Below are 13,796 nucleotides of genomic sequence, written 5' to 3'. Positions count from 1 at the left end.
TCGACCTCAGTTTAGGTTGAGAAAACGCTGGAAGGTTTCCGCGTCCGGGTAGGAACGTTGCGTGCCGCGTCCAGTGACGCTGCAGGCGGCATAGGCCGAGGCTTGCGCCATCGCCGTGGGAATATCGCCGGTCTTCACCAGCGTGTGCGCAAAGCAGCCGATAAAGGCATCACCGGCACCGCTGGTGTCCACCGCCTTCACTGACGTTGGCGCGACCTGATGCAGCGTGTCGCCTGCCATCCACAGTGAACCGCGCGCACCCAGGGTGATAATCAGGTTTTTGAGGCCGCGCTTGAGCAGCGTCTGGCCTGCACGGATCACCTCATTATCGGTTCCGACCGGCATGCCGGTGAGGATCTCCAGTTCGGTTTCGTTAGGCATAAAAAAGTCGCACTTGCAGGCGTAATTGATATCGAGATTCGCCACTGCCGGCGCCGGGTTGAGGATCACTTTGATGTCGTGCTGACGGGCAAAATCAATCGCGTAATAAACGGTTTCCAGCGGGATTTCGAGTTGCAGGATAATCAGTTGGCACGCTTTCAGCCCCTCGGCCGCCGCATCAATATCGGCCGGTTTGAGCTGCTGGTTGGCGCCTTTGATGATCAGAATGCGGTTCTGCGATTGATCATCAACAAAGATCGGCGCTACGCCGCTGGAAGTGCCCGGCGCGGTGGTGACAAATTGGGTATCGACGCCCTGTTGTTTCAGGTTCGCCACGGTGTTCGGCGCAAACAGATCGTCACCCACTTTGCTCACCATCATCACGCTGCCGCCCATTTTCGCCGCGGCCACCGCCTGATTTGCGCCTTTGCCACCACAGCCGATGGCGAAATCAGGCGCTTCCAGCGTTTCGCCCGCTTTCGGCATCTGATTGGTGTAGGTAATGAGGTCCACCATATTTGACCCAATAACCGCGATATCCATTGTTTACTCCCCGGTGAATTTTTAGCATTTAAATGTTATTTAAATCACACTAGCAGGTATACAAAGTGATCTGTGTGACAAAATTCACATCCTGAGCAGCGTATGAAAACGATCTTTCTGACAGAAAGGCCCGCAACAATGTTATTATTTTAACAAAACAACATCAGCGCCGTTGACGCTTTCAGCGGGGTGTGGGAAGTTTGCGGGGCGATTTCATTACAGGTAAGATTGAAAAACTGCCGGCTAGATAAGTCGCAAATCATTAAAATATGAGAGATTTACCTTGGTTTGTCGGTGGCGCTTCTCTCGCGCCGACGGGTAAAACTTTTCCCCTCAGGATAGCCATAACACAGAGATGCTCATGGAAACCCGGCGCGAAGAACGTATTCACAAGCTGGCGCAAGCACTGAAGCGCACCGATAAGCTGCACCTGAAAGATGCGGCGCAACTGTTGGGCGTCTCAGAGATGACTATTCGTCGCGATCTGACTGAGCCAGCTTCGACGGTGGTCCTGCTCGGGGGCTACATTGTCAGCGATCCGAAAAGCCATGCCGGGCACTATTTCGTCTCCGACCAGCACGGGCAAAACGCTGCACGCAAACAGCGCCTGGCGCAGGCCGCAGCCAGTTTGATCAGCGAAAATGACACGGTGTTTTTCGACTGTGGCACCACCCTGCCTTATATCGTGGATGCAATTCCGGACACGCTGGCGTTCACCGCGATTTGCTGCGCCATGAACACCTTCCTCGCGCTGAAAGAGAAACCCGCCTGTAATGTGATATTGAGTGGCGGCGAGTTTCATGCCGATAACGCGCTGTTTACACCGATTGGCGCGCACTCGATCCTCGACGATCTCTGCCCGACGCTGGCCTTTATCTCAGCCGCGGGGATCGATCCGGAACAGGGCGCAACCTGCTATAACATCAATGAGCTAGCGATGAAACATCACGCCATGCTGCGTTCGCGCACGCGCGTGTTAGTGGCGGACAGCAGCAAATTTGGCAAAGTGCTGCCCGCGCGTATTGGCGAGCTACGCCATTTTGATTTACTGGTGAGTGACAGCGCGCCAGAACCGGCGCTGAAGAGCTGGCTGGCGCAACAGAACATCCCGCTGCGCCTGCCTTAAAATTATGCCTTGCGATCGATCACCGCGTCGCCGTCGCGCAGACGGCGCAAGTTATCGCAGATCCCTTTGATAATTCCCTTCATTGAGACATCGGTGACGCCGCCAATGTGCGGCGTTGCGATCACGTTATAGCGGAACACCGGATCTTGTGGATCGGGTGGTTCCTGCCAGAACACATCCAGCCCGGCTCCAGCCAATTTTTTTGTCTCCAGCGCTGCCAGAAAGGCCTGTTTCTCGATCAGTCCACCGCGTCCCAGGTTGATCAGGAAGCTGTCTGGTTTCATCTGCGCCAACGCATCGGCATTAATGATGTTATGCGTCGCCGCATTGTCAGGCAGACTGAGCACGACAAAATCGGCTTGCTGCAACAGTTCCGGCAACTGCGCCATATTGCCGACCCAGTCGAGTTGATGTTGACGCGCAAAAGCTTCATCCGCTTCACGTTTTACCCCGATCATGCGCATACCAAACGGAGCAAGTCGCTTCGCCAAAGCTTTGCCGATGCCGCCCAGCCCCACCAGTCCCACGGTTTTGCCCATCAGGCCTAAGCCAATGGGTTGACCCAGTCTCTGCTGCGCCAGGCAATCGGCGATCTCATGCTGGCGACGTGCCAGGCCAATCATCATCCAGATCCCCAATTCCGCCACCGAATCGGCATTACCGGAATGGTCGGAGGGAACATTCGCCACCATAATGCCGGCCTTTTTGGCCGCTTCAAGATCGACACCTTCCAGCCCGACACCCGCCTGCTGCACCAGCTTCAGGCGATCGGCCGTGGCGATCAGTCGGGCATCCACCCGGCACATACCAGGAATTAGCGCATCAAAACCGGCCAGACTCTCCGCCGCATGGCCCGCCGAGGCAATAAACTCCATATCCGGTAACGTCTGACGAATGGCCGGAATTAAACCGCCCCAGGCATGTTCATCTGCAGCAATCAGCACTTTCATCGAACCCCCTCCGTTTTCCAGGCAAAAAAGCAGCATAGCGACTGTTGAGTGAGAATCAATCAGTTATCCCCTGTTCAACCCCACTCCAGAAGATTCAACGCCATGCGGCTGTGATTGCCTGGTGAAAACGGCTAAACTTCAGCATCTGAGGTTCCACCATTCACAGACCAGAGGCTCATTACAACGTGGCTCAATTCGTCTATAGCATGCATCGCGTCGGCAAAGTGGTTCCGCCGAAGCGTCACATTCTGAAGAACATCTCTCTTAGCTTCTTCCCTGGCGCCAAAATCGGTGTACTCGGCCTGAACGGCGCGGGTAAATCCACCCTGCTGCGCATCATGGCCGGTATTGATACCGATATCGAAGGGGAAGCACGCCCACAACCGGGCATTAAAGTCGGCTATCTGCCGCAGGAACCCAAACTCAATCCAGAGCACACCGTGCGTGAATCTGTGGAAGAGGCGGTTTCTGAAGTGGTTGGTGCGCTGAAGCGTCTCGACGAAGTGTACGCACTGTATGCCGATCCTGATGCCGATTTCGATAAACTGGCTGCCGAACAAGGTCGTCTGGAAGAAGTGATTCAGGCGCACGATGGCCATAACCTCGACACCCAGCTGAACCGTGCTGCTGATGCGATGCGTCTGCCAGACTGGGATGCCAAAATTGGCAACCTGTCCGGTGGTGAGCGCCGCCGCGTCGCGCTGTGCCGCCTGCTGCTGGAAAAGCCAGACATGCTGCTGCTCGACGAACCGACCAACCACCTGGATGCAGAATCCGTGGCCTGGCTGGAACGTTTCCTGCACGACTTTGAAGGCACCGTGGTGGCGATCACGCACGACCGTTACTTCCTCGATAACGTTGCAGGCTGGATTCTGGAGCTGGACCGCGGTGAAGGTATTCCGTGGGAAGGTAACTACTCTTCCTGGCTGGAGCAGAAAGATCAGCGTCTGGCGCAGGAAGCTTCTTCTGAAGCGGCGCGTCGTAAGTCAATTGAAAAAGAGCTGGAGTGGGTACGTCAGGGCGCGAAAGGCCGTCAGTCTAAGGGCAAAGCCCGTCTGGCGCGTTTCGAAGAGCTGAACAACACCGAATACCAGAAACGTAACGAAACCAACGAATTGTTCATTCCACCAGGTGCGCGCCTCGGCGACAAAGTGCTGGAAGTGACCAACCTGAGCAAATCGTATGGCGATCGCGTACTGATCGACGATCTGACCTTCTCGGTGCCGAAAGGCGCGATTGTTGGCATCATCGGTCCGAACGGCGCGGGTAAATCGACTCTGTTCCGCATGATGTCAGGTCAGGAACAGCCGGATTCCGGCACCATCGAGCTGGGCGAAACCGTCAAGCTGGCCTCTGTGGACCAGTTCCGTGACGCGATGGACAATTCGAAAACCGTGTTTGAAGAAGTGTCAGGTGGTCAGGACATTATGCGCGTCGGCAACGTTGAGATGCCAAGCCGTGCCTATGTCGGCCGCTTCAACTTCAAAGGCACCGATCAGGGCAAACGCGTTGGCGAACTGTCCGGTGGTGAGCGTGGTCGTCTGCACCTCGCGAAACTGCTGCAGGTTGGCGGCAACCTGTTGCTGCTCGATGAACCGACCAACGACCTGGACATCGAAACCCTGCGCGCGCTGGAAAACGCCCTGCTGGAGTTCCCAGGCTGTGCCATGGTGATCTCGCATGACCGTTGGTTCCTCGACCGTATCGCCACCCACATCATCGATTATCAGGATGAAGGTAAGGTGGAGTTCTTCGAAGGTAACTTTACCGAGTACGAAGAGTACAAGAAACGCACCCTCGGCGCTGACGCGCTGGAGCCGAAACGTATCAAGTACAAGCGTATGGCGAAGTAATTGTTATGATGTGAAAAAGGCGCCGATTGGCGCCTTTTTTATTGCTGGAGGGTTAGGCCCCCAGCATCTGCTTCACCAGTTCAACGCAGCGCAGGAAGCGCGTGTCGTAGTCATCCTCTTTGACATGGACGAAGTCGATATTGTTTTCACGCAACATGGTCACCAGCATCGACTGAAACTCGCGACGATCCATTGAGCTGCCCAGGCTGCGCAAACCGTCAGCCACCCACGGCACATTGTTCTCCAGCAAGATCACCAGATCGAAACGGTACTCATCGATCAGCGCCTGCACGAAAGGATGCTCGCGCCCTTCATACTTGAGGCAAAACGCCTGCGTGGTGACAAAATCGGTATCGATAAACGCCACTTTGCTGGCGTATTTCACCGCGAAATCAATGTACTGCGCCTGCCCTAAGGCAATCTTGTCGTAGTCTGAATACTGCAGCGCCATCTCATCGCCACCGAGGTGCGAGAACACATAATCGCGGCCATATTCCCACGCGCTGGTGGTATTGAAGATATTTGCCAGCTTGTTGACCAGCGTCGATTTGCCGCTGGATTCCCCGCCAAGGATCGCCACGGTACGCACAAAGAACGGCTTCACTTCGGTAGGAATGTATTCCCAGTAGCGGAACGGGTCCTGGCGAATCTGCCCACCGCTGATGTTCATAAAGGATCGATTGGGATCGATCACCACCGTCGAAATACCGAGATGCTGTTGATACATCGCCGCATCCGGCTCTTCACTGGTGTAAATGCAATCCGGCTCAATGCCCTGCTCGGAGAGGAATTTCTTTACCCCTTCGCTCCACACATCCCAGCCGTGTGGATAAGGTTCGATCCCCTCTTCATCAAACGAGTGGATGCGGATGTTCTTCTGGTACTTGAAGGTCTGTAACAACCAACGCAGACGATCGCTGACGGTCGGCTGCTGTGACATGGCACTGTTTTCAAACAGCTCACGATCGCGCGGATCGTCATGGCCCATGATGATGTGTAGCTCATCCACCTGGCTGCAGGCGCGCTGGATCAGATAGATGTGGCCGGTGTGCAGTGGGTAGAACTTACCGAACACCACGCCAACGGTTTTGTCACGACGGGGGAATTCCAGCCCGAGAAAACGGTGCAGTGCTTCCAGCTTTTGCGCGCTCGGGCTTTTGATTTTGGCATTCAGCAACTGGCTCAAGTAGCCTTTGGTCATCCCGCTGGCATCTGCAACCTGCTGCAGCGTATGGCCCTGCTGGCGTATGGCGGTTTTCAGGTAGTCGAACGATGACATTTGGTGCCTCCTGCATGGGAAAGAATGGGATGGGGTATGCGCTGGCCCCCACCCCGGCCCTCTCCCGTTTACGTGAGAGGGAAAAGTCTGTGCGGTACGTTTATCAAGATGCGCATGAATGCGCACGCTACAGTGACGGTAAAAGGCAGGGGCGGCAGGTATGCCGCCCGGCGAAATTACAGCTCGTCTAATATCGCCAGCGCATCCGCCAGCTTCTTCGCGCTATACACCTTCATGCCTTCAATCGCTTTCTTCGGTGCATTGCCCGCCGGCACAATCGCACGTTTGAAACCGTGCTTGGCCGCTTCGGATATGCGCTCCTGACCACTTGGCACCGGACGTATCTCCCCCGCCAGCCCCACTTCGCCGAAGATCACCAGATCCTGCGGCAGCGGACGATCGCGCAAGCTTGATACCATTGCCAGCAGCAGCGCAAGATCAGCACTGGTTTCGGTGACTTTCACACCGCCGACCACGTTGACGAACACATCCTGATCCGCCATCTGCAAACCACCATGTCGATGCAGCACTGCCAGCAAAATCGCCAGACGGTTTTGCTCCAGGCCAACAGCGACGCGACGCGGGTTGCCCATCATCGAGTGATCCACCAGCGCCTGAATCTCCACCAGCAGCGGACGCGAACCTTCCCACACCACCATAACCGAACTGCCAGAGGTGACTTCATCTCCACGTGACAGGAAAATGGCGGATGGATTGCTGATTTCACGCATGCCCTGCTCGGTCATGGCGAACACGCCCAATTCGTTCACCGCACCGAAGCGGTTTTTATGACTGCGCAGCGTGCGGAAACGGGAATCGGCATCGCCATCCAGCATCACTGAACAGTCGATGCAGTGCTCCAGCACTTTTGGCCCGGCCAGCGAGCCATCTTTGGTCACGTGGCCGACCATCACAATCGCCACGCCGCGTGTTTTAGCGAAGCGCGTCAGGTAAGCGGCAGTTTCACGCACCTGCGCTACGCTCCCGGGCGAAGACTGGATATCCGCCATGTGCATCACCTGGATGGAGTCGATAACCATCAGTTTCGGCTGCTCCTGCTCGGCGATCAGACAGATCTGCTCGATGCTGGTTTCCGACAACATATTCAGGTTTTCAGTGGGCAATCCCAGACGATGGGCGCGCATCGCGACCTGTTGCAGTGACTCTTCGCCAGTGACGTACAGGGTTTTCATCCCTTCGGACAGCTTGCACATCACCTGCAACAGCAGCGTCGATTTACCGGCTCCCGGATTACCTCCGATCAAAATCGCACTGCCTGGCACTACGCCGCCCCCCAACACGCGATCAAACTCTTTGAAGCTGGTGGAGAAACGCGGCACGGCTTCGAGGCTGATTTCGGACAGCTTCTGCACCCGACTGGGCCCCGCGCTGCCGGCATAGCCACTCAGGCGATCGTTACGCGCTGCCGTAGGCGAGGCGGCAATACGCACCTCGGTGATGGTGTTCCACGCGTTGCAGGCGCTGCATTGCCCCTGCCAGCGTGGATAATCTGCGCCACACTCGTTACAAACGAAGGCGCGTTTTGCCGCTTTGGCCAAATCAAATCCTCAGTTAACGCTCTTCGTGAATCAGGCTGCCGGTCAGAATGCAGAACACACCCATCAGATCGGCATGGCGGATAATGATCGACGCCTGCTCATTCACTTTCGGTTTAGCATGGTAAGCAATACCCAATCCCGCCGCCTTAATCATCGGCAGATCGTTGGCGCCATCGCCAATCGCAACCGTTTGTTCTGGCGCGATTTCATGACGTTCAGCGAGATTCTTCAGGGTATCGGCTTTAAATTGGGCATCCACAATCTGCCCCAGCACTTCGCCCGTCAGCTTACCATCGCGCATTTCCAGCTCATTGGCGACGGCCGCAGCCAGATGCAATGTCTGACGCAAATGGTCGGCGTAGTAAGTGAAGCCGCCGGAGGCAATCGCCACCTGCCAGCCCAGCGCCTGCAGTTTATGCACCAGCGTGGTCAGGCCTGGCATCAGTGGCAGCGTATCGCGTACCTGCTTAAGGATGTTGGCATCAGCGCCCGCCAGTTTTGCCACGCGCTCACGCAGGCTGGCTTTGAAGTCCAGCTCACCGCGCATCGCGCGTTCGGTGACTTCTGACACCTGCTCGCCGCAGCCCGCCAGTTTGGCGATCTCATCGATGCATTCGATCTGAATCGCGGTGGAATCCATATCCATCACCAGCAATCCTGGGGTTTTCAGATGCGGGATCTTGCCAAGCGGCGCCACATCAAATCCCACATCGTGCGCCAGTTTGGTCGCACGGGGCGTCAGCGAACCGGCCAGACGAACCACATGATACTCATCGACATTCCAGGCACTGACGATCACCATCGCCGCACCCAGCAGATGCTGATAATCGGTCAGTTTTTGTTTATCGAGTCCGCGCCCATACAGCAACCAGCCAGTCCGACCGGCACGGTAATCCAGCGGCATCACTTCATCACCGCTGAGAGAAAGGGGTAGACCCGGCCAGAGTGAAACATCGGCGGGCAGATCGCACCAGGTAAGACGATTTGGCATTACAGCTCCTGTAGGGACAACAAAACCACGCAAGAGGCTACCTTGTCTGCGCGGGTTCTGGCAACATAATTGCCAGCCTTTCTGCTGTTACGTCACACGGGTTTCTGATGGTTAAAACCGCACTGAAATTTCGCCTGCATCGCACGGTGATTGTTCTTATCTCGCTGGCCCTGTTAGTGGTGCTGATGCAAGGGGCATCCTGGTTCAGTCTCGGCCACCAAATGGCACGCTCTGAGCAGGTGGAAGAACTCGCGCATACGCTGACGCGCCAGGTGGCATTTAGCCTCAAACCGCTGATGGACAACAGCGACGACAACCGTACGCAAATCGAAGCCATCCTTAATCAGATGACCGATAACAGCCGCATTCTGGATGCCTCGGTGTATGCCGACGACGGCAGCCTGGTGGCGCACAGCGGCGAAAGCATTAACGTGCGCGATCGTCTGGCGCTGGATGGTAAACGTGCCGGCAGCTACTTCAACCATCAAATCGTGCAGCCGCTGGAAGGCAAAGAGGGGCCACAGGGATTCCTGCGCGTGACGCTGGATACCCACGTGCTGGTCACCGAATCACGCCAGGTGGACAACACCACCAACATTTTGCGGTTGATGATGCTGCTGGCGCTGGCGATTGGCATCATCCTGACACGCACCCTGCTGCGCGACCGCCGTACCCGCTGGCAGCAATCACCGTTCCTGCTCACCGCCAGCCGCGCGGTAAAAGAGGATAAGGAACGAGAGGAAGAAGAAGCGGCCACTAACTCAGAAAATGAAAAAAGCCTTTAAGCCATTTTGCGGATGGTCTCATCCAGCGTATCCAACTGCTGCCATGCTTGCGTGGCGATACGCTGGAAGTTGGCGCTGAACGTTTCGTCATCCGCAATCGCCTGCCAGTAGGTTTTCGCCATAGTGCTGGCAGCACGCCACACCTCACCTGGTAATGAAAAATCCAGCGTTAATGACAGTTCATCACGCATATGCCCCTGCGCGTTCGGTGCCAGTGCCATAGGCAGCATGTCGTAGGCTGGCGTCAGACTGAATTTTTCCTGGTCGGTGAAGAAAGACAAATTCCCTGCGTGCATATCACTGTTACCAATCAGGCGACCAAATGCCCATTGCAAGGTGCCACGCTGTAGGGTGACATCATCAATGCGCTGCTGATGGTGCAGTTCACGCAGCGCGGCAGGCCAGTGTTGTTGATGACCAACAAACTCTGCGCTGACGGCCTCAAGTGAACTCATCTCACGTCGACCACGCTCACCGATGCGATCAAAACGCTGCACTTCGAGAAATAACTGCTCTGCACCTTCAATCAACTGGCTCTGCGCCGCGGCCACGCCTGTAGCATGCAAATGCTTTAATGCCAGATGTTCCGCACGTAGCAAATCGCGCCAGCGCTGCGCATTATCACTGTGGCGCGCCACAGTGAATTTCACCAGACAGTGACGATCGCCATTGTCTGTCGCGGCATAACAGAGGAATTTAGGTTGCTCGCCCCCCGCTGATGACCCGGGCTCATCCCCACTCAGCGCATGATGTGCTCGCTGCGGATACGTTAACGTTTTCTCTTTTTCGCTGATGGCGTGCGGTGCTTCCTGCTCTAACCAACGCTGATAGGTGCGTTCACCGATGATGAACGCGCCCGGCATATCGACACCACCGCTTGCCAACGCCATTAAGCACTGATCATCACTCCACAGGCGAATGTCATCATTCAATCCTAATGGGTGGGCATTCTCTCTACCCCACTGACGACCGATAAAGCCCTGCGGGCGCATATCCTGTAAAAACCACGGCAACCCTTCGAAAAAGTGGCCTCGGCCCTGCTCATCCTGATGCAGGCAACTGCCCTGCGGCCAGGTGGGTAACAAAGCACTCGCGGGCTGCGCCTGGCCTTGTGCAGAAATGCGATACAGTGGGAAGCGGCTTTCGCCGCGAATCGGACGGAGCAAGGCATAACGCGTCGCGCGGGCTTTGCCCCATTTCACGATTTGGGGCTGTTGTCGTAATTGCCGCGACAACGTCGCCTGACTAATGCCAGAGCGTTGCAGTAAATCGGCTGCACTGAGCGGCCCCGCTAGCAGCAAACTTTGCAGATCGGCCATTGTCGTTCACCCTATCAGCGTCTGATGAATAGATTTGTGAATAGATTTATGCATAGATTTTATCATAAAATAAGCCCGCACAGCGGGCTTCTTCGAATCATCACAACATTAACGGTGAATAGATACTTTTAGCGTTGTGTCAGCAACGCCTGCAGCTCAGCCAGGGTCTTCACCTGCCAGGTCGGTTTGATATGTTCCGGCAACGGGCGTGTGCCGTGATCGATCCAGCAGGTTTTTAGCCCGGCATTCATCCCACCCAGAATGTCAGACTCAGGTGTATCACCGACCATCAACACCCGGCTGCGATCCGGGTTGCCAAGCAACGCCAGCGTGTGGTCGAAAATCGCCACATCCGGTTTCGGTACGCCGACCTGCTCAGAAATCACCAGCTCATCAAAGAACTCGCGGAATCCGGTACGTTCCAGACGTGCTTGCTGCAAAGCGGTGAAGCCGTTGGTAATGATGGCGATCTTCACCTTTCCCTTCAGCGCATTGAGCAACTCAGCAGCACCGTCGAGAGGCAGGCAAATATCTGCCATCGCACTGAGGAAATCACTGTTCAGCACTTCAGGCGCGACGCTGAGTTTCTCACCCCACAGGGTGAAACGACGTGTTTGCAGCTGCAAGGCTGAAATGGTGCCGTTTTGATAATCGACCCACAGCGGTTTGTTGATCGCCTGATAATCGGCGTAATCCTGATCGCTGAAGTGCACGTCATAGCTGGCAAACATGCGCTGTAAACCGGCGTAAGCGTCAAAATGAAAAAGTGTGTCATCCGCATCAAACAGGATGCAGTCCCAGTCGTTTAACATAGTGTCCCTTTTTAGAGAGTGAGCGCCATGATAATGGCATCTTCACGACCGTTGGCGGTGGGATAGTAATTGGGGCGTACGCTGACCTGATGGAAATCCAGTTGCTCATACAGCGCAATCGCCGGGTGATTCGAGGCTCGCACCTCTAGCCACAGCGTCATGACATCGCGCTTTTCCAGCTCAGCAATCAAATGTTGCAGCAGCTGGCGCGCATAACCACGGCGCTGAAAATCGGGATCGACCGCAATGTTGAACAGCGAGGCTTCATCCAGCACCACTTGCGTAATGGCGAACCCTGCCAGTTTACCTTCGGCTTCCAGACGATAATTCACAAAACGTTCGCCCTGATTACTGGCAAACGTCTGCTCGCTCCACGGAAAAGCGTGGCTGCGACGTTCAATGGCCAGCAGCTGCGGCTGGTCTTCAGGGGTGACTAAAGAGATGGCTGTCATGGTTACACATCTGTTGCCACAGGGCGCGTTTTGCCGCACCACTGCTGATTAATTCGTTGAAAACGGCGGTGGAAAAGGTGATGCCGTTAAAGGTGTATTCACTCTCGACGCCCAGCAACCAACCGGCACAATCCACCTGCTCAGGCAGCATCGGCAGCTGTTCCGGCGTCAGCGTCATCACCTGCGAAGGCTGAATATTCAGGGCATGCAGGACATCGCGAATTAAGGGTTCCTGCAGCGCGGGGGCATGTTCAGCCACCATCACCAGGCGGGTGTCCGGGGCCAGCGTCACGGCAATTTCGCCCTGCAGCACGCGCGGACGCCGCAATTGATACTGCGTAATCCCCATTTGCTGTAGAAGCCAGTCGCGCCTTGTGCTCATGCTATTACCCGTTATGCTGCCAGAATGCGACGCTATGCTAGCAAACCCATCGAACATGCGCCAACAAAGCACTATAATCCCCGCTCTGATTTAACAGGAGCGTTCCATGTCTGCTTTTACCCCGGCCAGCGAAGTCATTCTGCGCCACAGTGATGAATTTACCGCCCGCCATGTTTTGTTTGCTGGCGACCTGCAGGATGACCTGCCCGCCCAGCTGGAAACCGCATCAACGCGCGTGCACACCCAGCAGTACCATCACTGGCAGAACCTGAGCCGTCGCCTCGGTGAACGTGCGGTTTACAGCATGGTGGCCACTGCCGCCGATGTTGAAGGCTGCGATACGTTGGTTTATTTCTGGACGAAGAACAAGCCAGAAGCGCAGTTCCAGCTGCAAAACCTGCTGTCGCTGATGCCGGTCGGCTGCGATATCTTTGTGGTCGGTGAAAACCGCAGCGGCGTGCGCAGTGCAGAAGGCATGCTGGAAGACTGGACGAAACTGGAAAAAGTCGACAGTGCACGTCGTTGCGGTCTCTATCATGGTCGTCTGGATACACAGCCAACCTTTGATGCCAGCAGCTACGGCAATAGTTACATGATCGAGCACCTCACCATCCACACGCTGCCGGGTGTATTCAGCCGCGATGGTCTGGATATCGGTAGCGATCTGCTGCTCTCCACGCTGGAGCCGCACTTCCGTGGCAAAGTGCTGGATATCGGCTGCGGCAGCGGCGTGCTGGCCACCGTGATGGCACAAATCTCCCCGCGCGTGCGGTTGTGGCTCTGTGATGTGCATGCCGCAGCGATTGAAGCCAGTAAGCTGACGCTGGCCGCCAACGAACTGGAAGGGGAAGTGTTCGCCAGTAACGTCTTCTCGGATGTCACAGGCCGTTTCGATATGATCATCTCTAATCCACCGTTCCATGACGGCCTGCAAACCAGCCTCGATGCGGCCAACACGCTGATTCGTGGTGCCTTGAAGCATCTGAACAGCGGCGGTGAACTGCGTATTGTGGCTAACGCCTTCCTACCCTATCCGCAGATTCTGGATGAGACCTTCGGTAACCACGAAGTGCTGGCGCAGACCGGACGCTTTAAAGTCTACCGTGCCGTCTACGGACGCGGCGCCAAAGCGCGTAAATAACCCATTTTGCGCTTCCCGACGGTGAAAATGTTGTTTTTTGCAGCAATCGTTTCATCGTCGTGAAATATGTATTGACGCAAAGAGTAAAATCTCTAGAATGCGCCTCCGTGGTTAGCAATACTTTAGAGTGTTGCAGGGTACGCGACGGTGGCGGAATTGGTAGACGCGCTAGCTTCAGGTGTTAGTGTCCTTACGGACGTGAGGGTTCAAGTCCCTCCCTTCG

General features: G+C 55.8%; 13 protein-coding genes. 4 read left to right on the top strand and 9 right to left on the bottom strand.

Annotation, left to right across the window (positions count from 1 at the left end):
- Positions 1-6 precede the first annotated feature (6 nt).
- Positions 7-924, bottom strand: coding sequence for a ribokinase (rbsK, locus tag QMZ65_RS14275; protein WP_097118297.1), 918 nt, complete (start codon positions 922-924; stop codon positions 7-9).
- Positions 925-1,285: 361 nt separating this feature from the next.
- On the opposite strand from rbsK, the gene deoR reads away from it, so the two are divergent.
- Complete coding sequence (gene deoR, locus QMZ65_RS14270) at positions 1,286-2,050, top strand: DNA-binding transcriptional repressor DeoR (RefSeq protein ID WP_097118406.1); 765 nt, start codon at positions 1,286-1,288, stop codon at positions 2,048-2,050.
- 2 nt (positions 2,051-2,052) lie between these two features.
- Here deoR and QMZ65_RS14265 read toward each other — a convergent pair whose 3' ends face one another.
- On the bottom strand, positions 2,053-3,000 hold the full coding sequence (locus QMZ65_RS14265) for a 2-hydroxyacid dehydrogenase (protein WP_166935901.1): 948 nt from the start codon (positions 2,998-3,000) through the stop codon (positions 2,053-2,055).
- Positions 3,001-3,185: 185 nt separating this feature from the next.
- Here QMZ65_RS14265 and ettA point away from each other — a divergent pair, with 185 nt between their 5' ends.
- Positions 3,186-4,853 carry an energy-dependent translational throttle protein EttA gene (gene ettA, locus QMZ65_RS14260; protein WP_072017012.1) on the top strand — a complete coding sequence of 556 codons (1,668 nt, stop codon included), beginning with the start codon at positions 3,186-3,188 and terminating at the stop codon, positions 4,851-4,853.
- Between the two features lie 52 nt (positions 4,854-4,905).
- Here ettA and nadR read toward each other — a convergent pair whose 3' ends face one another.
- The 3 genes from nadR to serB form a co-directional block, all read right to left on the bottom strand.
- On the bottom strand, positions 4,906-6,132 hold the full coding sequence (nadR, locus tag QMZ65_RS14255; protein ID WP_034826244.1) for a multifunctional transcriptional regulator/nicotinamide-nucleotide adenylyltransferase/ribosylnicotinamide kinase NadR: 1,227 nt from the start codon (positions 6,130-6,132) through the stop codon (positions 4,906-4,908).
- Between the two features lie 176 nt (positions 6,133-6,308).
- Positions 6,309-7,691, bottom strand: coding sequence for a DNA repair protein RadA (gene radA, locus QMZ65_RS14250; RefSeq protein ID WP_160833978.1), 1,383 nt, complete (start codon positions 7,689-7,691; stop codon positions 6,309-6,311).
- 13 nt (positions 7,692-7,704) lie between these two features.
- Positions 7,705-8,682: a phosphoserine phosphatase gene (serB, locus tag QMZ65_RS14245; protein ID WP_283216211.1), complete on the bottom strand. Its 978-nt coding sequence runs from the start codon at positions 8,680-8,682 to the stop codon at positions 7,705-7,707.
- Between the two features lie 107 nt (positions 8,683-8,789).
- On the opposite strand from serB, the gene QMZ65_RS14240 reads away from it, so the two are divergent.
- On the top strand, positions 8,790-9,467 hold the full coding sequence (locus QMZ65_RS14240) for a YtjB family periplasmic protein (protein ID WP_097118295.1): 678 nt from the start codon (positions 8,790-8,792) through the stop codon (positions 9,465-9,467).
- On the opposite strand, the gene yjjJ is transcribed toward QMZ65_RS14240, so the two are convergent.
- From yjjJ to QMZ65_RS14220, 4 genes are all read right to left on the bottom strand, one after another.
- A complete protein-coding gene (yjjJ, locus tag QMZ65_RS14235; protein ID WP_283216210.1) occupies positions 9,464-10,786 on the bottom strand; it encodes a type II toxin-antitoxin system HipA family toxin YjjJ in 1,323 nt (440 codons plus the stop codon). The genes QMZ65_RS14240 and yjjJ overlap by 4 nt on opposite strands.
- A gap of 128 nt (positions 10,787-10,914) precedes the next feature.
- Positions 10,915-11,598 carry a pyrimidine 5'-nucleotidase gene (gene yjjG, locus QMZ65_RS14230; protein ID WP_045832842.1) on the bottom strand — a complete coding sequence of 228 codons (684 nt, stop codon included), beginning with the start codon at positions 11,596-11,598 and terminating at the stop codon, positions 10,915-10,917.
- Between the two features lie 11 nt (positions 11,599-11,609).
- Positions 11,610-12,050, bottom strand: a complete 441-nt coding sequence (gene rimI / locus QMZ65_RS14225; RefSeq protein ID WP_097118293.1) for a ribosomal protein S18-alanine N-acetyltransferase — start codon at positions 12,048-12,050, stop codon at positions 11,610-11,612.
- Positions 12,022-12,432 (bottom strand): DNA polymerase III subunit psi, encoded by a 411-nt coding sequence (locus QMZ65_RS14220; RefSeq protein WP_058959393.1) that lies wholly within the window; start codon positions 12,430-12,432, stop codon positions 12,022-12,024. The genes rimI and QMZ65_RS14220 overlap by 29 nt, the downstream gene beginning before the upstream one ends.
- Positions 12,433-12,538: 106 nt before the next feature.
- Between QMZ65_RS14220 and rsmC the strand changes: the two genes are divergently transcribed.
- On the top strand, positions 12,539-13,573 hold the full coding sequence (rsmC, locus tag QMZ65_RS14215) for a 16S rRNA (guanine(1207)-N(2))-methyltransferase RsmC (RefSeq protein ID WP_097118292.1): 1,035 nt from the start codon (positions 12,539-12,541) through the stop codon (positions 13,571-13,573).
- Positions 13,574-13,796: the final 223 nt, after the last annotated feature.

Origin of the sequence: Pantoea sp. EABMAA-21, from assembly GCF_030053335.1 — a bacterium.
In the GTDB taxonomy this organism is placed as follows: domain Bacteria; phylum Pseudomonadota; class Gammaproteobacteria; order Enterobacterales; family Enterobacteriaceae; genus Pantoea; species Pantoea communis.
This window is presented reverse-complemented; position numbering and strand designations above follow the sequence as displayed.